We start from the raw sequence: 22325 nt of genomic DNA on the forward strand, positions 1-22325 counted from the left end.
GCCACCATGGCCCTGCTCGCCACCCCGACACCACCGGAAGGGGTGGCCACCGCCGAACTCATGACGGCATGATCTGAACCGCAGAGCCTCCCGCGGAGCGAGTTACACCACGCAGCGGGACGCGACCTTTCCTGACGAGAAGAACCGCAACGGTGGCCGCAACGCTCCATGGACAACCGGGTCCTCAACCTGGAGTACTTGCCGGGAGTAAGAAGGTTCGCCAACCCGCCGTCCATAGCCATGGTGAGCGCTTCGACGGTGGAAACGGCGTGCCGCCGAGACGGCACAACGGTGTACCAGCACGATCGTGGCCATGACTGCACCCTCCGACCCAGAGCCGCTGCCACCGTCGCCGCACTCGGATCTCCCCGTGGAGTCCCTGTCGCACGGCTGCGATGTCTGTAGCGCGACGGGTCGTGACATCAGTGTTGGCAACAACGATCTGACCGACAGGGAACGCCAGCACCTCGCGCGACATGCCGCGCGGGATGCCGGTGGCTTCTTCATGACATCTGAGATCCTCGCGGACCTCACTCGCTACGTGCGGGTGTACGAGGCCACGTCGGGCCAGATGGAACAGTTCGCGGAACTTGTGGAGCTGGCCGGCTATGTCCATGCGCTCATCCAGCTGCCGTCTCGGCCACTGACCGACCCGCTGTCACGGTCGCCCGCCGAGATGGCTGCCCTCCGCGCCCGCGCCGCCGAGCAGCGGAAGGTCGCCGATGCGGCGAAGAAGCACCTGACCGCGCCTCCCGGACCGCTCCAGGATGCGGCTGGCCAGGAGTTCCTGGCCGCACGCGCCGCTTACGAGGCCGCGTTCCCGACCGCGCCGCCGACTGGCGGCGGCGCCCCGTGAAGATCACCGTCGGCGGCCTCAAGCCGGAGGTCGGGGTGACCGACCTGGCGCGCGCGGTCGCCGAGGGACTGGGCCGCCCCTTGGGTAGGCGCGTGTGTCGGTCATGACCGCCACGTCTGGATCACCGGTGACGGCGCCAGCGTCGACAGGGCGCGTGGTGGAGGTGCCTGCGGGGCTCGACCCGGTCCGGTGTTGCCTGGAACGGGTGTGACGCGCCGACGGCCCGGTGCGGGCGTTGATTGTCGACGAGCGCGACGGGTGGGAGTACCGGGTGGTGGTCCACCCGGGCGGCCGTGTGGAAGAGGATCTCGACCCGCCGCGCGCCGTTGGGGTCGCGGCGCGCCGGTGGCGGGTGGGTCCGGTGGCCGCGGTTGTGGCGGTCCTCCGTGTGACGACCTGGCTGGCGGTGGACGCCGCCCGCACCGAGCCGCCGTCCTCCTCGCCCAGCTCGCCCGGCTCGACCGGGCTGCAGAACGCGGTGCCGCTGAGTGTCCCGCTCGTCAGCACACCACGCCGCCGCTCACGAACCCGAAGACGTCCTCAACGGCCCCAGCGCCTGCGCCTACGACAGCGACCAAGGCCGGGCTAACGACCATCTCAGCACGCAGGACCAGCCAGCCACGCCCCCGGCAACAGCCCGCCGACCGCCGGTTACTACCCGCTGTCCCGTCACCACGCCGCGGCCCGCGCCGCCTCCGGTGGTCGGTGGCGTGGACGGTGGTCTCGACGAGCTGCGCGCTGATGATGCCCAGGTGAACCGGGTCACCTGCCCGGAGCTACCGGCGCAGCTCAGTGCCACCCGCCGCTGCACGCTGGTCTCCGACTTCGGCGTCTTCGGCGTCACCGTCTGGGTCAGCCGGGTGCGTGGCACCGACGTCGAGTTCGACATCACCGTCGACCAACGCCCCAGCGGAGATTGGGCACCTCGCACGGACGACCGGCGGACAGGAACAGGTCGTACCGCAGAACGGGCTACACAAGGTGCGGCCTTTGCCGGTGGCGTAGGCCAGGATCACGCCGAGCTGGCAGTTCTCGACCCCCTGCCGGCGGTGCCGGAGTACTGGCGCTGCACTCCGGCGGACTTGACGCCTTTCTTCAGGAACCCGGTCTCGTCGACGAGCAGCACCCCACCCGGCTCATCCAGGTGCTCCACGACGTAGCTGCGCAGATCGTCCCGAACTCCGTCGGCGTCCCCGTTCGCCGAGTTCAGCAGCCGCTGCATCCCAACCGGGGTGGCGTCCCGGCGACCTCGGCGAGCGTCCTTAGCTGCCGAGGAAGAAGTCGCGGGCCTGCCGGTTGAAGTCGTCCCGGCGCTCGATCATCGACCAGTGCCCGCAGTGGGAGAACACCGACAGGTCGGCGTTGTCGAGCAGCTGCAGCAGCTTGAGCGAGGTCTCCAGCGGGATGACCTGGTCCTCGCGGCCGTGCACGATCAGGGTGCGGTGCGACAGGCTGCGGATCTCGTCGTCCGGCACCGTCATCGACTCCACCCACCGCTGGCGCGGGGCGGGGAACATCGAGGAGAACGACTCCTGGAAGCCGGGCTGTGTCGCGCCCTCGAACCGGGCCTGGGCGAGGTCACCGCTGGTCAGCGACTTGTCGTAGGCGAAGTAGCCCATGACCGTCTTCATGTGCTCGAGCGTGCCCTCGAAGCCCCAGACGTTGTCGAGGCCCTCGGTGATCTGGAACGGGACCCCCATGCTGCCCATCAGGACCATCTTGTCCACCCGGTCCGGGTGCTTGGTGGCCAGCCGCAGCGCGATGCCGCCGCCGAAGCTGTTGCCCACCAGGTGCGCCTTCTCGATGCCCAAAGCGTCCATCACGCCGAGGGTCTGGTCGGCCCAGGTGTCGAGGCCGTAGTTCGGCTTCTCGGGCCGCTCGGAGTAGCCGAAGCCGACCATGTCCGGGGCGACGCAGCGGAAGTGCTCGCCGAGCACCGGGAGCACTCCCCGCCAGTTGGCGTACGCCGTGACGCCCGGGCCCGAGCCGTGGACGAAGACGATGGTCTGGTCCCCGGAGCCGGCCTCCAGGTAGTTGGTGCGGATGCCGTTGGCGTCGACGTCCCGGCCGATCGCAGGATTCCCCGTAGGGGTTGCCGAGCTTGCAGTAGTGGTCATCCGGTTCTCCTCACTTGTAGTAGTGCAACACGAGCAGTCTCACTTACCGAGCCGGTTTAAGAACGGTCCCTCAATGCCGGGATCATCTCATTGGCGACCAGGGCTGCCCATATGTCGGCGACGTCGCGCGGATCGTCGAGGTTGCGCTGTGTTTCGGCTTGAACTCGACGTAGCCGGTAGCGAACCGTGTTGGGGTGTACGTATAGGCGTTTGGCTGCGTCGGTGACCGATCCGCTGGATTCGTACCATGTGGAGAGCGTGAGCAGTAGCGTCTCCTGGTCTTCCCTGGGAAGCTCGTCCAGGCCGCCGAGGACCGATCGACGTAGCTCGCCAGCCGTGTCCGGCGAGGCAGCGAGGAGGGCGCCGATGGGACTTTCCGTGAACTGTTTGATCTCGCTGTGCCCGTTCGGGATGGTGCCTAGGACGAGACGGGCGACACGCATGGCATGGGGCGTGTCGGCCAACCTCGTGTAGGGACCGCTAAGCCCTACCCGGACCCCCGCGTGCCCCTTGAGCTCGTCGAGCAACGGACCGAGTTCTGCGGGACCGTGCAGTGCGACGATGCCGGCCTCGAGGTCGGCCGCGAGGCGCCACGCGGAGTTGATGTGGGCCTTCTGCAGCACTTCCCTGATGCCGGGCAGTGCCTCCCGTCCGGGTGCCGGGGTTGCGGCGGCGATGACGACGAAGTGGCCGTGGTAGGGCAGGTCGAGTAGGGCGGCGGCCTCCCACAGCGCTTCGGATCCGTTGAGATACCCGGTAAACAGGCCTTCGAGTGTCGCTCCGCGTTCGGCCTGCTGTCGGGTCAACAGCTCCACGGCTCGGCGCCGGTATGCGCCGAGCATCCGTCGGGCGTACTCGTCGGCCATCCAGAAGAACGCCGTGGATGCCTGGAGCAGCTGGTCGGTGGACGCGCCGTTGGTGCCGACATCGTCGATCAACCCCGCCCACAGCTCGGCCCACGCAACGCGATAAGCGTGCAGCACGACCTCGGGGGGCACTCCCTGCTCGGCGCGCAGGCGCCCGTACGCGGCCGGACCGTTCTCGGGTGCGACCTGTGCGCCGGCCAGCTCGTCGAGCACGTACCGGACCTGCGTATCCGCCTGGTTGGACAGCTCTGCGTAGTCCATGTCGGCGTAGTCCGGGATTTCTTGCCGCAGGCGGATCGTAAGCCGTTCGACCAGCTCGTCGACCTTGCCGGTGAAGATCGGCACGAGGGGGCGCAGCAACGCCGTGGACGACGTCCGCCTGTTCGGGCCAGTCGGCTGGCCCGGTCGTGACAGCCCTGTCACACCAATCGCCTCCCGCGGTGGATGCACATTCGACTGCTGCATGCTGGTGGGAGCCGATGCGTCCCGTCCATGGGGGCACGAACAGCGGCGCTCCGGCCGCGTTGTCCCCACCGACAACGACGGTGCCCGCGCCTGCGACCTGGACCGTCCCCGCGGTCAGCTGTCCGGACGAACATCATCCGCGTCGTTGCGCTGTCCGCCGTGACATAGACCATCGTGAATTTCTAGGCCAATACTTGGCTCCTCTCGGTCGACCCGGACGTGGCGGTGGTGCGCTGATTCGTCGCTGGCCTGAACCGGGACGGATGGCTTTCGTCGGACAGTTCATCGATCAGTCGGAGGATCAGGGCGATGACCGACGCTGCACTTCGCGACGCTGACACCGAGGTTCGCGACGGAATGCGGATCAGCTGGGACGTTCCGGTGTCGATGAGTGACGGCACTGTTCTGCGGGCGGACATATTTCACCCGGTGGATGAGGGCCGCTATCCGGTCATCATGAGCTACGGATGTTACGCGAAGGGCCTCTCGTTTCAGACTGCCTATAAGGCTCAATGGGATCGGATGGTCCAGGACTTCCCGGAGATCACCGAAGGGACGACCAACAAGTACCAGTGCTGGGAGGTCGCCGACCCGGAGAGGTGGGTGCCCGACGGCTACGTCGTGATCCGCATCGACTCGCGGGGGGCCGGCCGGTCGCAGGGTGTGCAGAACGTGTGGTCGATGCAGGAGATCTGGGACTACTACGAGTGCATCGAGTGGGCCGGGGAGCAGCCTTGGAGCAACGGCAACGTCGGCCTTCTCGGCATCTCCTACTACGGGGCCAACCAGTGGCTCGTGGCGAGCCTGCAGCCCCCGCAATTAAAGGCCATCATTCCCTGGGAAGGTACTTCCGACTGGTACCGCGAGGTGTTTCGCCACGGCGGGATCCGCAACGGTTTCCTCGACCTCTGGCTCCCGAAACAGCTCGCGATGCAGCACGGGTACGGCGAGCGCGGGGCGCGGAACCCGATCACCGGTGAGTTGGTGGCGGGCCCGGAGACGCTGACGGACGACGAGCTCGAGAAGAACCGGGTCGACAAGGTCGCCGAGGTGCGGGCCCACCCCCTGCTGGACGACTACTACCAAGGCCTGGCGCCGGACTGGTCCAAGGTGACGGTCCCAGTGCTGTCGGCGGCCAACTGGGGCGGCCAGGGCCTGCACCTCCGCGGCAACATCGAGGGCTTCACCCAGGCCGCGTCGGAGAGCAAGTGGCTCGAGGTGCACGGCCTGGAGCACTGGACCCACTTCTACACGCCCTACGGTGTCGGCCTGCAGAAGCGGTTCTTCGACCACTTCCTGCGCGAGCTGGACAACGGCTGGGACCAGCAGCCGAAGGTCACGCTGCAGGTGCGGCAGATCAAGCCCGGCGACCACGGGAGCATCGCGGGCGAGTTCGTCGAGCGGGGTGAGGACGCGTGGCCCCTCGACCGGACGCAGTGGACCCGCTACCACCTCCACGGGCACGACCACACGATGACGCTGGAGAAGGCGGGGGCGCCGGCCCAGGCGGAGTACGACGCGGCAGGGCCCGGGGTCACCTTCTCCAGCGGGATCTTCGACGAGACCATGGAGATCACCGGCCCGCTGGCCGCGAAGCTGTTCATCAGCTCGACCACCGACGATGCCGACCTCTTCCTCGTCCTCCGGGTGCTGGACCCGATCGGGCGAGAGGTGGTCTTCCGTGGGGCGATGGACGCGCACACCCCGGTCGCGCAGGGCTGGCTCCGCGCCTCCCACCGTCGGGTGGACCCGAAGCGCAGCACGCCGTACCGGCCGTACCACCTCCACACGGTGCGCGAGCCGCTCGAGCCGAACGAGGTCTACGAGGTAGACGTCGAGATCTGGCCGACCTCGGTCGTGGTGCCGGCCGGGTACCGCATCGCGCTGACCGTCCGCGGCAAGGACTACGAGTACGACGGTCCGACGGATGGCGGCGACAACGCCGCGCACCGCTATCCCTCACGAGGGGTCGGGCCGTTCGTGCACAACGACCCGATCGACCGGCCGACCGAGGTCTTCGGTGGGGCCGTGCGTGTGCACACCGGCGGGGAGCACGAGTCGTACCTGCTGCTCCCCGTGATTCCTTCCCAGGCGAGATGACACAGCAGTCCTGTTGACGGACCGGACGACGATTCAGAGAGGAAGGGCGTCCAGTAATGGGTGTGATGCGCCTTGGATACCTGCACGCGCGCGTGACGGATCTGGCCGACGCCAGGCGGCACTACGTGGACACGCTTGGCATGCAGGTCGTGATGGAAGAACCCAACCGGCTGTTCCTCAAGGCATGGGACGAGTGGGACCACCACTCGGTCGTGCTTGAGGAGGGTGGCGTCGGGTTGGACAAAATCGGCTACAAGGTCGCCCGCGAGGACGACCTCGCCGATTTCGAGAAGCGGATCCAGGCGTTCGGTTGTACGACCGAACGCATGAGCAAGGGCGAGAACCCGGCCGTCGGTGACGGAATCCGGGTCACCATCCCGTCCGGCCACACGATGGAGCTCTACCACGAGATCGAGTTCACTGACACGGCCGTCGGGCTGATCAACCCTGCGCTGTTCCCGCGGCATCTGGTCGGGATCGGGGTGCCGCGGTTGGACCACTGCCTGCTCAAGGCAGAGGACATCCCGCTGTCGGAGCGCTTCTTCAGCGAGGCGCTGGACTTCAAGCCCGCAGAGCGACTCGTCAGCGACCTCAGCGACGACGCCGAACTGCTCGGAACGTGGATGTTCTGCCAGCACAAGACCCACGACATCGCCTTCGTCGCAGGTGAGGACGGAAAGCTGCACCACTGGGCGTACAAGCTCGAGGACTGGAACGCCATCAAGCACGCCGGTGCGATCCTGTCGATGGACGACGTCTCCGTGGGGTTCGGGCCGGACGTCCACGGGCTGAGCCGGGGCGACACCATCTACTTCTTCGACCCGTCGGGCAACCGCAACGAGGTGTTCGCCGGCGGGTACGAGACGTACCCGGACTTCCCGACGATCACCTGGACCGCCGACAAGACCAACCCTGCGGTCTCCTACATCGGTCGAGAGGTCGCGGACAACCACTTCACCGTCGACACCTGAGCCGGTCCGGCGTCGGCGGGCGCGTGGTGCGGCGCGAGGCGGCGCACCACGCGCTCTCCCAGGAGGAGTGGTCATGATCAACGTTGTCACCGTGCTGCCCGACGGCACGCGCATCCCCGCGGAACCCGGGGAGACGGTGCTCGAGGCGGCTCGCCGCTACGGCTACGGCCTCAACGTGGGTTGTCGGGAGGGTGGCTGCGGTGGCTGCGCCCTCGAGCTGGCGGCCGGGATCGTCACCTATCCGAAGACGGTCGCCCAGTCGGTCCTCTCCGACAGCGACCGGGTCGACGGAGTCTGTCTGCCCTGCCGAGCAGTGCCGACGACGGATGTCGTGATCAAGCTGAACCGCGTCCACCGGCTGGGGCGGGGGCCGTTCAGCGACCGTCTCGCCCAGCGCGCCCTGAAGAAGGCCGGACGGGCCCTGGACGGCGCGGAACCGCCCGTCGTCGGGCCGACTCATCGCACAGCCGACCCGCCACGGCGCGGCAGACCACGCAGAGGAGCGGAGCATCGCATGTCCGTCGACAAGCTGTCGTCCACACTGGAGAGCAGCACCACCTTCCACGAGCGCGAGGCGGACCTCCGCATCGAGCGGAAGGAGGAGTCCGCCGAGGGCGTCGTCGCGTTGACCCTGACGGACCCGTCCGGCGCGGAGCTGCCCGAGTGGAGCCCCGGGGCGCACATCGACCTGGTGCTGACCGATTCGGTGACGAGGCAGTACTCCCTGTGCAGCAGCACGACCGACCGCCGGTCGTACCGCGTCGGTGTGCTGCGCGACCCCGGCAGCCGCGGTGGATCGCAGTTCGTCCACGACGAACTGCAGGCCGGGGGCACGGTGCAGGTCCGCGGACCGCGTAACCACTTCCCGTTCCTCGACGCCCCGGAGTACGTGTTCGTCGCGGGCGGCATCGGCATCACCCCGATGCTTCCGATGATCGCGTCGGCGGAGGCCGTCGGCGCCCGCTGGGAGCTGCACTACGGCGGCCGCACCAGGGCGTCGATGGGGTTCCTCGACGAGCTGTCCGCCTACGGGGACCGCGTCACCGTCTATCCGCAGGAGGAGGTCGGCCACATCCCTCTCGGTTCGATCCTGGCCGAACCACGCGACGGTGCACTCGTCTACAGCTGCGGGCCGGGGCCGTTGCTCGACGCGATGGAGTCATCCACGGCGCACTGGCCGCCCGGGTCGCTGCACATCGAGCGGTTCGCGGCGAAGCCGGTGGCGGCCTCGCCCGGGGCGCTCGACACGTTCGAGGTCGTCTGCCAGCGCTCCGGTGTCAACCTGAAGATCGGCCCCGACCAGACGATCCTCGACGCGGCCCAGGAGGCCGGGTTGAAGGTACTCGCCTCCTGCCGCGCGGGCGTCTGCGGCACCTGTGAGGTGGACGTCATCGACGGTCAGCCCGACCACCGCGACTCGGTGCTCTCGGCCGCGGAGCGGGCGGAGAACGAGTTCATGCTCGTCTGCATCTCCCGCTCCCTGTCGCCGCGGCTCGTTCTCGACCTCTGACCGCGCCCCAGCGGACCCACCACCGAGAAGACGCAGAAGGACACCACGGTGAACACCCCCGGCAACGGCTTCGCTCATGACGACGACGTCAACTACCCCCTGAACTGCTGGTACGTGGCCGCGACCAGCGGCGAGGTCGGCCGCACCATGCTCACCCGGGAGATTCTCGGCCGCCCGGTGCTGCTGTACCGCCAGGAGTCGGGGGAGGTGGTCGCGCTCACCGACATCTGCCCCCACCGCGGCACGCAGCTCAGCACCGGGCAGCTCGACGGGGACCGCGTCGTGTGCGGCTACCACGGGTTCGAGTTCGGGCCGGACGGGCGGTGTGTCCGGGTGCCGTCGCAGGCGCACGTGCCGTTCGGTGCCTCGGTGCGGGCGTTCCCGGTGGTGGAGGAGGCGCCCGTCGTCTGGATCTGGATGGGCGACCCGGCGAAGGCGACCCGGCGGGAACCGCCCCGGCTCCCGTGGCTGCACGAGGACGGCTGGGACGTCTTCGCCGGCCAGCTCGAGGTCGAGGCCAACTACCTGGCACTGCACGATAACTCCCTCGACTTCACGCACCTGCCGTACGTGCACAAGGAGCTCTCGCCCAAGGGATACGTCAGCCTGCCCCCGCCGCTCGACATCGCGGTGTCGGAGTTCTCCGTCTCCTACAGCCGCAGCTTCCCGCCCGGCCCGCTGCCGAAGTGGCAGGTCACCGCGACCGGCCTGGATCCCGCAGGCGACTACGAGATCCGCGAGTCCGGGCAGTTCGTCTCGCCCGCCCTGCACGTCGTGCACATGGACATCCTGGTGCCGGGTCCGGTGTCCGAGGGCGACCAGCAGGCCTATCTCCGGCCCTGGATCCGCGGCTTCACGCCGGTGAACCCGTACCGCACCCACGTCTTCTACTGGGTAGCCCGCAACTACCGGCGCGGTTCTGCGGAGGTCACCGCCCACCTGCGCGCCGTGCACGAGCGGATCCTCCACGAGGACAAGCACGTGATCGAGTCGATGCAGAGCCACGCCGGTCACTACGGCGCACGCAGCGACCTCACGCTGGTCAACGCGGACGTCGCGGCGGTCAAGGCACACGAGATCGTCAGCACGATGCTCGTCCGCGAGCGCGCCGGCAGCCTCAACGTCCGGCGGCCGTTCCCGGCCAGAACCGGCCGGTTCTGACGATTTGACCGGCGGTCGAGCGCCGACCCGGTGGGTGCGCGTCGTGACCGTACATACCCAGCTGATACTGCCAGGAGGACGACACCGATGACCGCGGCACGGACGATTCCGACGAGTGACATCGACCTGTTCAGCGACGAGCACCTCGAGAACCCCTACCCCGACTACAAGGCCCTGCGGGACGCCGGCCCGGCCGTCCACCTGTCGCGTCTCGACGTCACCGCGCTGGCCCGCTACAAGGCGGTCCGCGAAGCCGTGGACAACTGGGAGACGTTCCGTTCGGGCCAGGGCGTGAGCCTCAACGACCTGCTCAACAAGGCCTGGACCGGCACGGTCATCGCCACCGACCCGCCCTACCACTCGGCTCTGCGCGGAGTGCTCAACGAGCGGCTGTCGCCGAGGCAGGTCCGCAAGATGACCGCCAACATCGACACCCGCGTCGGCGCGATCGTCAGTGAACTCGTCGAACGCGGGTCGTTCGACGCGATGAAGGACTGCGCCTACCGCGTCGTCCCGAACTTCGTGGTCGACGTCGTCGGCTTCCCGCCCGAAGGAAGCGGCAGCGAGCACCTGCTCGGCTGGGCCGAGGAGATCTTCAACGTCAACGGTCCGGCCGACAACAAGCGCATGCAGGAGTCGGTGTCCGGTCTCGAGAAGATGTTCGAATGGCTGGCCACCGTCGCCACCAAGGACAATGTGTCGCCCGGCGGGTTCGCGCACGCGATCCACTCGGCGGCCGAACGGGGCGACATCAAGCCGGAGTCCGTGGTCCCGCTCATGGCCGGCTACAGCATCCCCGGCACCGACACCACCCTCGGGATCATCGGCAACGCGATCGCACTCTTCGCGCAGAACCCTGACCAGTGGAACCTGGTGCGGGAGAACCCCGACGAGCTCATGCGCCCCGCGCTCGTCGAGGTCCTCCGCATGGACGCCCCCGTGCAGTGGTTCGCCCGCGTGCTCAGCCGCGACTGGGAGGCCGACGGCGTCACGATCGAGGAGGGCTCCCGGGTGATGCTGCTGTTCGGCAGCGGCAACCGCGACGAGCGCCACTACCCCGACCCGGACCGCTTCGACATCACCCGCGACCCCATGGACCACGTGTCGTTCGGGGGTGGCGTCCACGGCTGCCCGGGTCAGCACCTCGCGCAGCTTCAGGCGAACCGCCTCCTGCGCGCCTTCATCGACCAGGGCGTGACCCGCTTCGAGATCACCGGCGACGCCCGCCGGAGCCTCAACAACACCACGAGGTCGTTCTTCAACCTGCCGGTGACCGTCACCGTCGCGTAACCACGAGACACAGCGAGGTGTACTCATGACGGATACACCGTATCCCCGGGAGGCGAAGCGGTACGAGAACCTCCTGGTCGTCATTCTTTTTTTGGCCTTCGGCTTCGTGTTCTTCGACCGGCAGGCAGTACCGTTTCTCTTCCCGTTCATCAGCGAAGACATCGGTCTGACCAACACTCAGCTGGGTATCGTTACGGCGGTCCTGGCCGTCTCGTGGGCGGTGTCCGGGGCGGCAGTCGGTAAGCTCTCGGACAGGCTCGGCGTACGCAAGCCGATCCTGCTCGTCGCCATCCTCGCATTCTCGACGTTCTCGGCCCTCTCCGGTTTCGTGACCGGCTTCCTCAGCCTGCTGCTCATCCGGGCCCTGATGGGCATCGCGGAGGGCGCCGTCCTACCGATGGCACAGTCGCTGATGATCGAAGCGTCCGAGCCACGGCGACGCGGGCTGAACATGGGGCTCGTGCAGACCACGTCGTCGGGGCTGCTGGGCGGGGTCCTCGCACCGCCGATCATCGTCGGCCTGGCCCAGGTGTTCGGATGGCGGACGGCGTTCTACCTGACGATCATCCCCGGGCTGCTCATCGCGCTCTGGGTCTGGCGCACCGTCCGGGAGCGCCCGCCGGCCTCACCGTTGTTGCAGGAGGACGGCACCTGGGCCGAGCCGGCCGGACACAAGCCGTCGGTCGGCGAGGTCATCCGGATGCGCAACATCTGGCTCTGCATGCTCATCGCCGTCTGCATGCTGACCTGGTTCATCCTCATCCTGACCTTCACCCCCACGTACCTGGTGACGGAAAAGGGCCTGGCTCCGGGCACGATGGCGACCGTCATGACCTTCCTCGGCATAGCCTGGGTGATCTGGGGAACCGTCACTCCCGCCATCTCGGACCGGATCGGCCGCAAGACCACGGTGATCGCCTTCAGCGCCGTCGCCGTGTTCTGCCCGCTCGCCATCGTGTTCATCGGTTCACCAACCGGGCTGTCGATCGCCGTCGCCCTCACCTTCGTCGGTATCGGCGTCTTCTCACTGTTCATGGCGACCATCCCGGGTGAGACCGTCTCGCACGGCGCGCTCGCCACGGCACTGGGCCTCGTCATGGGGATCGGGGAGATTGCCGGCGGCGCCATCGCCCCGGTGATCGCCGGAATTGCCTCCGACGCGTGGGGCCTGCAATCCGCCATGTACATCGCCGCCGGCGGCGCAGTGATTGCCACACTGCTCGCATTCGGCCTGCACGAGACCGCGCCACGGGTTCTCGCACGGCGCGGGATCGCCCACGCCGAGGTGCCGGGCGTGGCCGAGTACAGCCCGCAGCCGGAGCACGGTCACTCCCGAGCAGAGTGACCCGTCCACCTGTACTAGGGGCGTCGCCGTCACCGTCTGAAGGAGTTCGCGTTGTCCCTACCTGACCTCTTCGACCTCTCCGGGAAGGTCGTGCTCGTCACGGGCGCCGCCGGTGGCCTCGGCAGAGAGTTCGCCGACGCGGTGGCCGAGGCCGGAGCCGACGTCGCGTGTGCGGACCTGCACGGGACCGCTGCCGCCGACACGGCGGCAGCGGTCGAGAAGCGCGGACGGCGCGCGGTGAGCATCACTTGCGACGTCACCGACGAGCAGCAGGTCACCGATATCATCGAGACGACGGTGCGCGACCTGGGCCGGCTGGATGTCGTGTTCAACAACGCCGGCGTCGCCGACGCCCCACCGGTGCCGGCCCACCAGATGTCCAGCGCCTCGTGGCACCACGTCATCAACGTGGACCTGCACGGCGTCTACTACACCGCTCGTGAAGCCCTCAAGGTCATGGTCGAACAAGGCTCCGGCAAGATCATCAATGTGGCGTCGATGTGGGGCATCGCCGGATCGGCGGGCATCGTCCCCATGCCCGGCTACACCGCGGCCAAGGGAGCCGTGGTCAACCTGACGCGCGAACTCGGCCTCGAGTACGCGACGTCGGGCATCCAGGTGAACGCGCTGTGCCCCGGCTTCTTTCGGACGGAGTTCGGCGAGTACGGCGATCCGCAGTTCGTCGCCACGGTCTCCGACTACACGCCGATGAGACGCGTCGCCGCGGCGAGCGAGATCCGCGGTCCCGCCCTGTTCCTCGCATCGGCGGCGTCCGACTTCATGACCGGCCAGTGCCTCGTCGTCGACGGTGGAGTCCTGGCCGGATGACTCCACGTCTCATCGAGCCCGCCACGTGCGTGCGCGGAGGCCCACGTCGCACCGAGACCCCGACACGGAACGAGCTCCGGCACGGCCGGGAGGAATAGCCCATGCGCGCCTACCGCTACACCGGTCTGCACAAGGCCGAACTCAGCGAGATCCCCGACCCGGAGCCCGGCCTCGGCGAGGTGCTCGTGCGGGTCGGTGCCAGCGGCGCCTGCCACTCCGACCTCGGCATCCTCGCCGCACCCCCGGGTGCGTTCCCCACACCGCTCACGCTCGGGCACGAGGTCGCCGGATACGTCGACCGGCTCGGAGCCGGAGTGAGCCATTGGGACATCGGCGAACCCGTCGTCGTCCACGCACTGCTCGGCTGCGGCCGCTGCCGCGCCTGTACCCAGGGGCTGGAGAACCAGTGCCGGACCGTCGAGTTCGATGCCGTCGGGCTCACCCGTGACGGCGGCATGGCGGACTACGTCGTCGTGCCCGAGACGCACCTCGTGCGCGTGGGCGACCTCGACCTCACCCAGGCTGCGCCGCTGGCGGACGCTGGACTCACCGCCTACCACGCCATCGACCTGAGCCGGAACGCCCTCCGCCCGGGCGCGTATTGCGTGGTGATCGGGGTCGGCGGCCTGGGGCACATGGCGGTGCAGATCCTCGCCGCCACCTCCGCGGTGTCCATCATCGCGGTTGACGTGACGGACGGCGCCCTGGATCTCGCGCGACGGCTCGGCGCGGCACACACCGTCAAATCGGATCACGACGCCGTCCAGCACATCCGCGAGATCGTGGGTCCGGTGCCCGAGGGTGCCGACGTGGTCTTCGATTTCGTCGGTGTGACAGCGACACTCGACATCGCTCGCCAGGTCGTCTCCCCGGGGGGAAGGCTTGTTCTCGTGGGCCTCGGCCAGGGCGAGCTGACGTTCCGGCCGACGCCCGGGAACCCGCTCAATCCGATCCCGCTCGAGACGACTGCCGTCGTGCCGTACTGGGGCAACCATGCGGATCTCGTGGAGGTGGTGGCGCTCAGCCGGGCGGGTCTTGTCAAGGCCGAGACGGAGGTCTTTCCCCTGGCCGAGGTCGAGGAGGCCTACGCGAAGCTCGAACGAGGTGAGATCCGCGGGCGGGCAGTCATGGTGCCCTGATCGTTGTCCTGTAGCTCGAAGTCACGCGGGGGATTGGTTGGCTGGACGAGGCCGATCCCCAAAGCGGTGCCGTTGCGCTCTGTAGTCGCGAAAGACGTTCGCGTCGAGGGAGATGTCAAGAACCGAAGGTCGGGCTCGCCAAGTGGTGTGAGTGCCACAAGTTAACTTGTGAAGAACGGGGAGCATCCGAAATGACGTCGACTACTTCGGCGCTACATACCAGCGACATCGACCTGTTCTCCGACGAGGTCCTAGCGAACCCCTACCCTCACTACCGCCGGCTGCGCGATCTCGGGCCGCTCGTCGAACTGCCCCGATACGGCGTTGTGGCGCTGGCGCGCTACGAACAGGCCCGGGCGGCGCTGGAGGACTGGCAGACTTTCTCCTCCGCGGACGGCGTCGGCCTCAACGACATTCTCAACGAGGCGTGGCAGGGCACCATCATCGCATCGGACCCGCCGTACCACGGTCAGCTTCGCTCCGTGCTCAGCGAGCGGCTGGCGCCCCGGGCCCTGCGGGCGATGAAGCCCGACATCACCGAGCGGTCCGCAGCGCACGTCGACGCACTCGTCGCCCGCGGGTCCTTCGACGCGGTGGTCGACCTGGCACGAGCGGTCCCGATCTCGATCGTGCTGGACCTGCTGGGCTTCCCGGAGGAAGGCCGGGACCGACTCCTCGAGTGGGCCGAGGGCAGCTTCAACGTCTGCGGCCCGGAGAATCGGCGCATGCGTGACGCGTTGCCGGTCATGCAGGACCTGTTCGAATGGCTCACGACGACCTGCACTCCCGACCGGATGGTTCCCGGCGGGTTCGCTACCACGATCCACGAAGCCGCCGAGCGCGGTGACATCCCGGCCGAGGCCGTCGTGCCCCTCATGGCCGGCTACGCGATCCCGGCCATGGACACGACGATCAGTGCTCTGGGCAGCGCGATGAAGCTTTTCGCCGAGAACCCGGACCAGTGGGACGCCGTCCGTGCCGACCCCTCGCTGGTGCCCGGCGCGTTCAACGAGGTCCTCCGGATCGAGTCGCCGGTGCAGGTCTTTGCCCGCGTCACCCACCGGACCTACTCCACCGACGGGGGGTCAATTCCGCCCGGCACGCGGGTCGTGGTCCTCTACGGGTCTGCCAACCGGGATGAGCGGCGCTACCCCGACCCCGACCGCTTCGACGTGCGGCGCGACAACGTCGACCATCTCGCCTTCGGGCTCGGTCCCCACATGTGCCCGGGTCAAGGTTTAGCCCGGCTCGAAGCGCACGCCATCCTGGAGGCGCTGGCCGCACGTGTTGAACGCTGGGAGCTGACCGGCGCACCTCAGCGCAAGCTCGGTAACACCACCCGGTCCCTCGACAGCTTGCCGGTCACTGTCCGCCGCGCACCAGATCTGTCGCGTCCGGTCCGAAACTAGTGGCTCGACACGCTGAGTTGACCGGGTAATTGATCTCGTCGGTCGTCGTCGCCAGGCTGCCTGCGCGTCGAGTGCGGGAGGTGGAGGTGGCGCGCAGGCCGCCGGGTTCTCGCCAAGCTCGGCGTCCGCGCTCGCGTCCAAACCGTCGTACACGCCTACCAGACCGGACTCGTCCAGCCAGCCCCACCCAGCCCAAGAGGCTGGCCCGGCGGACCGCGCACGTAAGCGTGCGGGTGCCGCGCACTGCCCGAGCTCAACCACCGACCGTACGGGCTCGCCGCACGCGGGGCGCGGCTTCCCTCTGGATCATCCATTGTGGACCAGTTGTCAATGGTTCTGTCATTGAAGATGTGTCGTCGTGGTGCAACCCGTGCAGTTCAGGCAGCGGCGACGGCAGGTCATACAACGTCATCCACGCCAGCTGGCATAAAGCAGCGATCTTCTAATCCGCGGGCGCCGGGTTGAGGGGTGGCCGTAGCCGAAGATGCGTGGTGATCGAACTGCAGGTCCGCGGCCCCTCCCAGGCCACGATTCGGCGGCGTTCCTCGTCGTTCAGGTCGGCTGTCGTCCTGGTGAATGACCGAAGGGACATGGTGCCGGGTACACCGCGAGCGCGGCCAGGCAGCACCACATCCTTCCGCCACCGGCCCGTAGGGTGGCGTTGATCGTGTCCCGATTGGCGATGACCGCTTCCCGTATCGCCACCGCTCGGTCGACGTGTCCCGCGTCCCGGTTGTCCACCGTCCCGCCCCCGGTCCCGTCCCGCGTCGGGGGAAGCCGGCGCGGGACAATGCCGCCACTCTCTCAGCCGCCGCCGCTCTGGCTAGGTGCGGATCGTGGTGGTGGGGTGTCCGCGGAGGCGGAACACAACCGGCCTCGACCGCGACGGGGTGTGGCGCTGAACCGCACCGACCGGGGCCGGCGTGTCAGCAGCCTTAGCCCGTACCGCTCGGCCTGCAGTTCGGGTAGGGGCCGGGCCGGACAGGGGGGCGGGTTGCCGGTGTGATCGGTCGTCAGGTGGTGTGGAACAGGATCGCGGCGACGGCGCGGGTGGCGGTTTCCGGGTCGTCGCCGAGGGTTGTGGGGAGGGCGTGGTTGAGCCAGAGGGTGGCGAAGCCGTGGACCAGTGACCAGGCGGCGACGCCGGCGAGGGGGATGTCGGGTCCGCGGCCGGTGGCGGCGACGGACCGGACTCCGCCGTAGAGCGCGTCGGCGGCGCGTTGGCGGGCGGTGGCCACCTCGGGGTCGTCGGGGCGGTAGAGGTCCGGGCGGAACATCACTTCGAAGTGTGCGCGGTGGTCGACGGCGAAGCGCACGTAGGCCACGCCGACCTCGAGGAAGTCGGCGTGGCGCTGCTGGGCGGCGGTGAGCGCGTCGGCCAGCAGCTGGTAGCCCTGCGCGGCGACGGCGGTGAGCAGCCCGGCTTTGTCGCCGAAGTGGTGTGCCGGCGCGGCGTGCGAGACCCCGGCACGGCGGGCCAGGTCACGCAGGCTCAGCTGGGCCGGGCCCGACTCGTTAAGGACGGCGACCGCGGCGGTCAGGACGGCCTGGCGCAGGTCGCCGTGGTGGTAGGGCTGGGTCGGGGGCATGCGCCAACCCTAACCGAGATCTAGCCATTGACAAGACCGGTCCCGAAGCGCACCATCTTGTCACCGACAAGATGTACTCACCTTCAGGAGGGTTTCCATGACTCCGCTGTTCGTTCTCATCGTTGTCACCGTGACGCTGCGGGCGGTGGGAGCCGCGGGGGTGCGTCGGCTGCGGAGCTGGCCGGCTGCGCTGCGCGGCGGCCTGGCGGCGATGTTCGTCGTCACCGGTGGGTCCCATTTCGTCGGGATGCGCGAGGACCTGATCAGCATGGTTCCGCCGGCGCTGCCGGAACCGGGCCTGCTGGTCACCCTCACCGGAGTGCTGGAACTGGCCGGAGCGGTCGGGCTGCTGTGGAGTCGGACCGCGCCGTGGGCGGCCGCCGGATTGAGCGTGCTACTGGTGGCGATGTTCCCGGCCAACGTCTACGCCGCGCTCGCAGGGCTCACCCTCGGCGGTGCGCCCGCGATGGCGCTGCTCCCACGCACCCTGCTGCAGGTGGTGTTCCTGGCCGCGACCCTCACGGTCCTGGCCCCGCACCTACGGCGCTGGAGAACCACCCGCCGCCGCGCCGGCGCCCTCGCGCAGAGCTGACTCCCGCGCTCATTCACCCGCGCTCGAGCGGACCCATCCAACCCACCCGCTGGAAGGAAACCCCGTCATGTCCCTCGCCCCCACCACCGACCCGACTGACAGACCGCTAAGCCAGCAATCAGTCACACTGCCGAGGTGGACATCGGCACGTGGATCTTCATTGTTGGTGCGGGGCTCGCAGTGCTCGGCGGGGTTACGGGATACGTGCTGCAGAACCGGGACGGCGATCGTCGGCCGCCGCTCGATGGGATCGAGAACAGTGGCGCAATCTCGGAGTAGGCGACTGGACCGAGACGACCAGTACCTCAGCGCTTGGCCGGAAGCACCTCGACGGTAGCGTCGGTGGTTATAAGGCTCAGCGGTTCGATGCCGGCCGCAAGCGGGATGCGGTCGATGAGGCCGGCCACGCGAGGACGGGCGCCGTTCGACTGGCAAATCTGGACTCGATGGTGGGGCCGGGAGTGACGCGGTAGCCGAGAGGAGGCATGACCTCGAGCATGCTCCGCGGGCAGTCGTGCAGGTTGACCCAGCGCGCCGTGATGCAGCTGCTCGCACCCCCCGGCTTCCATACACGCTGCTGGCATCAGCTCGATCGTTGTCGGCGGAGCAGATCCCGAGCACACCAGCTGGCAGCGCTGCTCACGTCGCGTCCACCCGTGGCCGTCCTGACCGGTTCCTCCTCGGTTCTCGCTACTCATGTGCTGGACGGTGCGGGCTTCGAGGGGGCCTTGTATCGGTGATGTCGTATCGGTGATGTCGCCGGTCTGCGGCCGTTCGCTGGCGCGATGCTGTGCGCTCGGCGCGGCTTCGACCCGGCAGGCTCTGATCAGCCCGAGCCCGGGTAGAGGTGGCAGTGTGCGATGACGGACCGCCTGGTAAGCGGTAGGTCGTCTGAGGTCGACCTTGACGCCAGCTCGGGGCGAGCGCCTGCGGCTACCCGTATACGTCGTCAGCGGTGGGGCTATCGACCTTGACCGCTCGGTGTCATGCTCTTCGCGCTATCGTAGAACGCTAGTCAGGGGGTCCGTCGTCGTGGCTCGATCACCTTTTGCAGTCAATGTTCGGGATGCCTCCGCGTACGTGTCTGTGGGGGAGCTGATCACCGTTCTCGCCAGCGCGGAGCAGACCGCTGGCGCCTTCGGTCTGATGGAAAGCGTGTTCGCGAGAGGCGCGGAGCCGCCACCCCACGTTCACCATCGGGAGGACGAGTCGTTCTTCGTCTCGAGGGAGATCTCAGCGTGCGCGTCGGTGAGGACACGTTCAGCGCGGCTCCTGGGTCTTTCGTCTTTTGCCCACGAGACATACCGCACCTGCTGACGTTGCACAGTGAGCACGTGCGGGCATTGACCTTGGTTACCCCCGGCGGTTTGGAGTCGTTCTTCGTCGAGCTCGGCGAGCCGGTGCCGGGCCGCCGCATGCTGCCGGCCGAGCTACCCGAGCCCGACCTCGAGCGAGTCGTCACGCTGGCCGGGCACTACGGGGCTGAGGTGCTCACCAACTGGCCTTGACCAATAGATCCGTCCGGTGCGGGCCACGTGGGTGCGCCAGGCCGAGGTCGACGCCGGCCAGCGGGCGGGCACCAGCACTGAGGACTCCGCGGAGATGAAGCGGCTCACGCGTGAGATGGCCGAGCTGCGCCGCTCAGAGCAGTCGCCTTCTTTCGCGTCAGTGCTCGATCGCCGTTCCCGCGCTCGTGAGGTTCATCGCCGAGCACGTCGACCGTACCGGTGGTGGTTGCGCTGATCGCGCGGGTGCAGGCGGAGAACTACGGCGCTTGGAAGTATGGCTGGCGCTCAAAACCGAAGACCCGGTGCACGGTTGAGCGGCTGATGCGCGAGCGGGGGCTGGCCGGTGCCCGTCGCAGGGAAGCGTTATCGCACCACGGCCACCGACGCCACATACGCAGCTCAGACCAGGCATTGCGGGGATGGACGCGTTCAGCGTTCGGACTATGGAGTAGAAGGTCGTGATCGGTTGGGCAGTGCGCGTGTCGGCGGTTCGCCGACCGGAGCTGGCTATCTGCCGCAGCTCCCGCGGCAGCCCGCGGACGCGGAAGCGCTAGGAGGGCATCGGCTCCATCTCGTTCATTTCCGTCATCTGGTCGGTGCCGGGAACTGTGAGGGCGGGGATCGCGTCGGGTGCGGCGAGTAGCAGCGCGCCGAGAGCGAGCAGCAGGGCTGCCGTCGCGTAGGTCGCCACCCGCCGCCAGGGCAGGGTCTTCTCGAGGGCGATCAGTCCGGCGACGACGGCCATCCAGGTCAGGCTCATGACTCCCAACGCGAACAGTGACGCCATCAGCGCCCAGCAACATCCGACGCACCAAGCACCGTTCTTGGCGCCCATCTGCAGCGCGCCCCAGCGGCCGTCCCGCCAGGAGCCCAGAAGAGAGCTGAGCGGGCTGCGGCACTTGCCGAGGCAGACATCCTTGAGGGGGGTCAGCTCGTAGACCGCCGCGACGACGAGGGTGGCGCCTGCGACCCATCGTCCCGCGCGGTCCCAGGCGAGTACGTCGCCCGAGATCCGGTGCAGGACCGCTGCGAGGGTGAAGGCCGCCAGACCCGCGACGGCCCAGGTGAGCAGATAACCGGCCGCGAACAGCAGCGGGGACAGCGGAGACCGGTGGCGGGTCATCCGGGAGTAGAGCGCGACGGTCGGTGCGACGGAGGGAAACATCATCGCGGCCATCATCACGACCCAGATCCCGAGGAACCAGCCCAGCGCTCCCAGGCTTGTCCACGGCCCTTGGTCCATGCCCCCCATCTGCCGGGCCGTCCACCACCAGCCAAGGCCGGCGAGGGCGAGCAGTGCGGCAACCAATCCGAGCCGGACGCGTACGGCGGCGAACGCCGGCGCGAGGCCGTCACTTCCGGTGGTGGTTTTCTGCGCCGGGGCGCTCATCGGGTCAGGCGGCCCAGGAGAACTCGGAGGTGGACAGACCGGTCTTGCCCTCGTACTGGATGCCGAAGGCGTTGATGCGTGAATGTCGTGCCTCGGCCATAGTCAGATTCGACCCGGCCGGATGGAACATGCCGTCGAACCGGACCGGTCGGCCGGTCTCGACCCCGAACGGCACGATGTCCTCGACCTCGAACTCGATCGCGTCCCCGACGCGGACGCTGTGTAGCAGCCCGTCGTCGCGAACCTCGATCACCGCCCGCTCGACCCCGACGACCTCACCCACGAGGGGAGCGAGCGCGGCCATCGGGCCGCCGAGTTGCCCGCCGAAGACCTTGACCAGCTTGTCGCACTGCTCGTCGGTGGCCTGGTCGTCAACGAACATCCCGAGCCGCCAGTTACCGTCGGTCATGACCTTCGGCGTGTCGATGATCGCGACCACTCGGCGGCCCCGGACGTCGGTGCCGTCGACCTCACCCTCCCGGATGTTGAAGGCCAGGGTCGCACGGCAGAAGTCGTAGGTGGCACCGTGGTCGAACGTGAGGTTGCACGGACACATCAGCTCACACGAGCACGTCTCGACGTAGCTGCCCTTGAGGTTCCACGACATCGCCGGCTCCCTCCGCAAGACGGGCAAGTGTCCATCCACCAAGTGAACCCGGTCAACCTTCCGCCGACGTCGCCAGCGGCCAGGCGACGCTGGACCAGTAGAAGTCGTTGCATAACGACGTTCGGCGTGCCTCCCGAGGGCCCGATTGCGCCGGTCAAGTTGCACCGCCGTGATCGAGAATGATGTGCCGGACTCGTCATGGGAACGAGTGCAGTCCTGCTTCGCGAGGGCTCACCCGCCGGCGCGCCTGCACCCCGGGCGCAGGCCGTGCGACGACCGCGCCGCGCTGGGAGCGTTGACACGTTATGTGACACGAAATGCAGTCGACCGGAGTGGTTCCTGAGCCCCACTGAGGATGGACGTGTAAGTGTTGTTGCTGGTAGAGGCTCGGTGAGGTGTCGTCGGCTCGTCTTACACCCGAGCGGTCGCAGGTTCGAACCCTGCCGCGCCCACCGCGGTCGCGTCCCGGCTGGTGGTGTAAGTCCGGGGCCTGTCCGGCGTGCCTGAGCACGTGGGAGGGGCCACCGCGTGAGTCTCTGCGTGAACCGACCAAGGATCTCGTAGAGAGGTGCCACGCGATGG

The 22325-nt window shown here is 68.3% G+C and carries 18 protein-coding genes and 1 pseudogene; 13 read left to right on the forward strand and 6 right to left on the reverse strand.

Features of this window, described 5'->3' with window-relative positions; genetic code table 11:
* The first annotated feature begins 370 nt into the window (after positions 1-370).
* On the forward strand, positions 371-856 hold the full coding sequence (locus tag RM445_RS30300; RefSeq protein WP_311560299.1) for a hypothetical protein: 486 nt from the start codon (positions 371-373) through the stop codon (positions 854-856).
* Positions 857-1833: 977 nt separating this feature from the next.
* On the opposite strand, the pseudogene RM445_RS30305 reads toward RM445_RS30300, so the two are convergent.
* From RM445_RS30305 to RM445_RS30315, 3 genes and pseudogenes are all read right to left on the reverse strand, one after another.
* Positions 1834-2096 (reverse strand): annotated as a pseudogene (locus RM445_RS30305) (transposase); the annotation flags it as partial.
* A gap of 22 nt (positions 2097-2118) precedes the next feature.
* Complete coding sequence (locus RM445_RS30310) at positions 2119-2973, reverse strand: alpha/beta fold hydrolase (RefSeq protein ID WP_311560300.1); 855 nt, start codon at positions 2971-2973, stop codon at positions 2119-2121.
* Positions 2974-3029: 56 nt separating this feature from the next.
* Positions 3030-4199, reverse strand: coding sequence for a PucR family transcriptional regulator (locus tag RM445_RS30315; RefSeq protein ID WP_311560301.1), 1170 nt, complete (start codon positions 4197-4199; stop codon positions 3030-3032).
* Between the two features lie 414 nt (positions 4200-4613).
* Between RM445_RS30315 and RM445_RS30320 the strand changes: the two genes are divergently transcribed.
* The 9 genes from RM445_RS30320 to RM445_RS30360 all read left to right on the forward strand — a co-directional run bounded on the left by RM445_RS30320 (position 4614) and on the right by RM445_RS30360 (position 16057).
* Positions 4614-6404, forward strand: a complete 1791-nt coding sequence (locus RM445_RS30320) for a CocE/NonD family hydrolase (RefSeq protein WP_311560302.1) — start codon at positions 4614-4616, stop codon at positions 6402-6404.
* Positions 6405-6469: 65 nt separating this feature from the next.
* Positions 6470-7375, forward strand: coding sequence for a catechol 2,3-dioxygenase (locus tag RM445_RS30325; protein ID WP_311560316.1), 906 nt, complete (start codon positions 6470-6472; stop codon positions 7373-7375).
* A 73-nt stretch (positions 7376-7448) separates the two neighbouring features.
* The gene (locus RM445_RS30330; RefSeq protein ID WP_311560303.1) at positions 7449-8885 is read left to right on the forward strand and encodes a PDR/VanB family oxidoreductase; all 1437 of its coding nucleotides are present in this window, start codon (positions 7449-7451) and stop codon (positions 8883-8885) included.
* A gap of 48 nt (positions 8886-8933) precedes the next feature.
* A complete protein-coding gene (locus RM445_RS30335) occupies positions 8934-10046 on the forward strand; it encodes an aromatic ring-hydroxylating dioxygenase subunit alpha (protein WP_311560304.1) in 1113 nt (370 codons plus the stop codon).
* Between the two features lie 87 nt (positions 10047-10133).
* Positions 10134-11336 carry a cytochrome P450 gene (locus tag RM445_RS30340; RefSeq protein ID WP_311560305.1) on the forward strand — a complete coding sequence of 401 codons (1203 nt, stop codon included), beginning with the start codon at positions 10134-10136 and terminating at the stop codon, positions 11334-11336.
* A 25-nt stretch (positions 11337-11361) separates the two neighbouring features.
* Positions 11362-12681 (forward strand): MFS transporter, encoded by a 1320-nt coding sequence (locus RM445_RS30345; RefSeq protein WP_311560306.1) that lies wholly within the window; start codon positions 11362-11364, stop codon positions 12679-12681.
* Between the two features lie 51 nt (positions 12682-12732).
* Entirely contained in the window at positions 12733-13509 is a 777-nt protein-coding gene (locus RM445_RS30350; protein ID WP_311560307.1) for an SDR family NAD(P)-dependent oxidoreductase, read from the forward strand.
* A gap of 101 nt (positions 13510-13610) precedes the next feature.
* Positions 13611-14648, forward strand: a complete 1038-nt coding sequence (locus RM445_RS30355) for an NAD(P)-dependent alcohol dehydrogenase (RefSeq protein ID WP_311560308.1) — start codon at positions 13611-13613, stop codon at positions 14646-14648.
* Between the two features lie 191 nt (positions 14649-14839).
* Positions 14840-16057 (forward strand): cytochrome P450, encoded by a 1218-nt coding sequence (locus RM445_RS30360; protein WP_311560309.1) that lies wholly within the window; start codon positions 14840-14842, stop codon positions 16055-16057.
* Between the two features lie 1013 nt (positions 16058-17070).
* On the opposite strand, the gene RM445_RS30365 is transcribed toward RM445_RS30360, so the two are convergent.
* Positions 17071-17646 (reverse strand): TetR/AcrR family transcriptional regulator, encoded by a 576-nt coding sequence (locus RM445_RS30365; RefSeq protein ID WP_311560310.1) that lies wholly within the window; start codon positions 17644-17646, stop codon positions 17071-17073.
* A gap of 97 nt (positions 17647-17743) precedes the next feature.
* Here RM445_RS30365 and RM445_RS30370 point away from each other — a divergent pair, with 97 nt between their 5' ends.
* The 3 genes from RM445_RS30370 to RM445_RS30380 all read left to right on the forward strand — a co-directional run bounded on the left by RM445_RS30370 (position 17744) and on the right by RM445_RS30380 (position 19746).
* A complete protein-coding gene (locus RM445_RS30370; protein WP_311560311.1) occupies positions 17744-18238 on the forward strand; it encodes a DoxX family protein in 495 nt (164 codons plus the stop codon).
* Between the two features lie 135 nt (positions 18239-18373).
* Positions 18374-18517, forward strand: coding sequence for a hypothetical protein (locus RM445_RS30375; RefSeq protein WP_311560312.1), 144 nt, complete (start codon positions 18374-18376; stop codon positions 18515-18517).
* A 1055-nt stretch (positions 18518-19572) separates the two neighbouring features.
* On the forward strand, positions 19573-19746 hold the full coding sequence (locus tag RM445_RS30380) for a hypothetical protein (protein ID WP_311560313.1): 174 nt from the start codon (positions 19573-19575) through the stop codon (positions 19744-19746).
* A gap of 550 nt (positions 19747-20296) precedes the next feature.
* Here RM445_RS30380 and RM445_RS30385 read toward each other — a convergent pair.
* Positions 20297-21136, reverse strand: a complete 840-nt coding sequence (locus RM445_RS30385; RefSeq protein ID WP_311560314.1) for a DUF2182 domain-containing protein — start codon at positions 21134-21136, stop codon at positions 20297-20299.
* A 4-nt stretch (positions 21137-21140) separates the two neighbouring features.
* On the reverse strand, positions 21141-21743 hold the full coding sequence (locus RM445_RS30390; RefSeq protein WP_311560315.1) for a DUF1326 domain-containing protein: 603 nt from the start codon (positions 21741-21743) through the stop codon (positions 21141-21143).
* Between the last annotated feature and the right edge of the window lie 582 nt (positions 21744-22325).

It is taken from the genome of Pseudonocardia charpentierae, from assembly GCF_031845345.1.
Lineage (GTDB): Bacteria > Actinomycetota > Actinomycetes > Mycobacteriales > Pseudonocardiaceae > Pseudonocardia > Pseudonocardia charpentierae.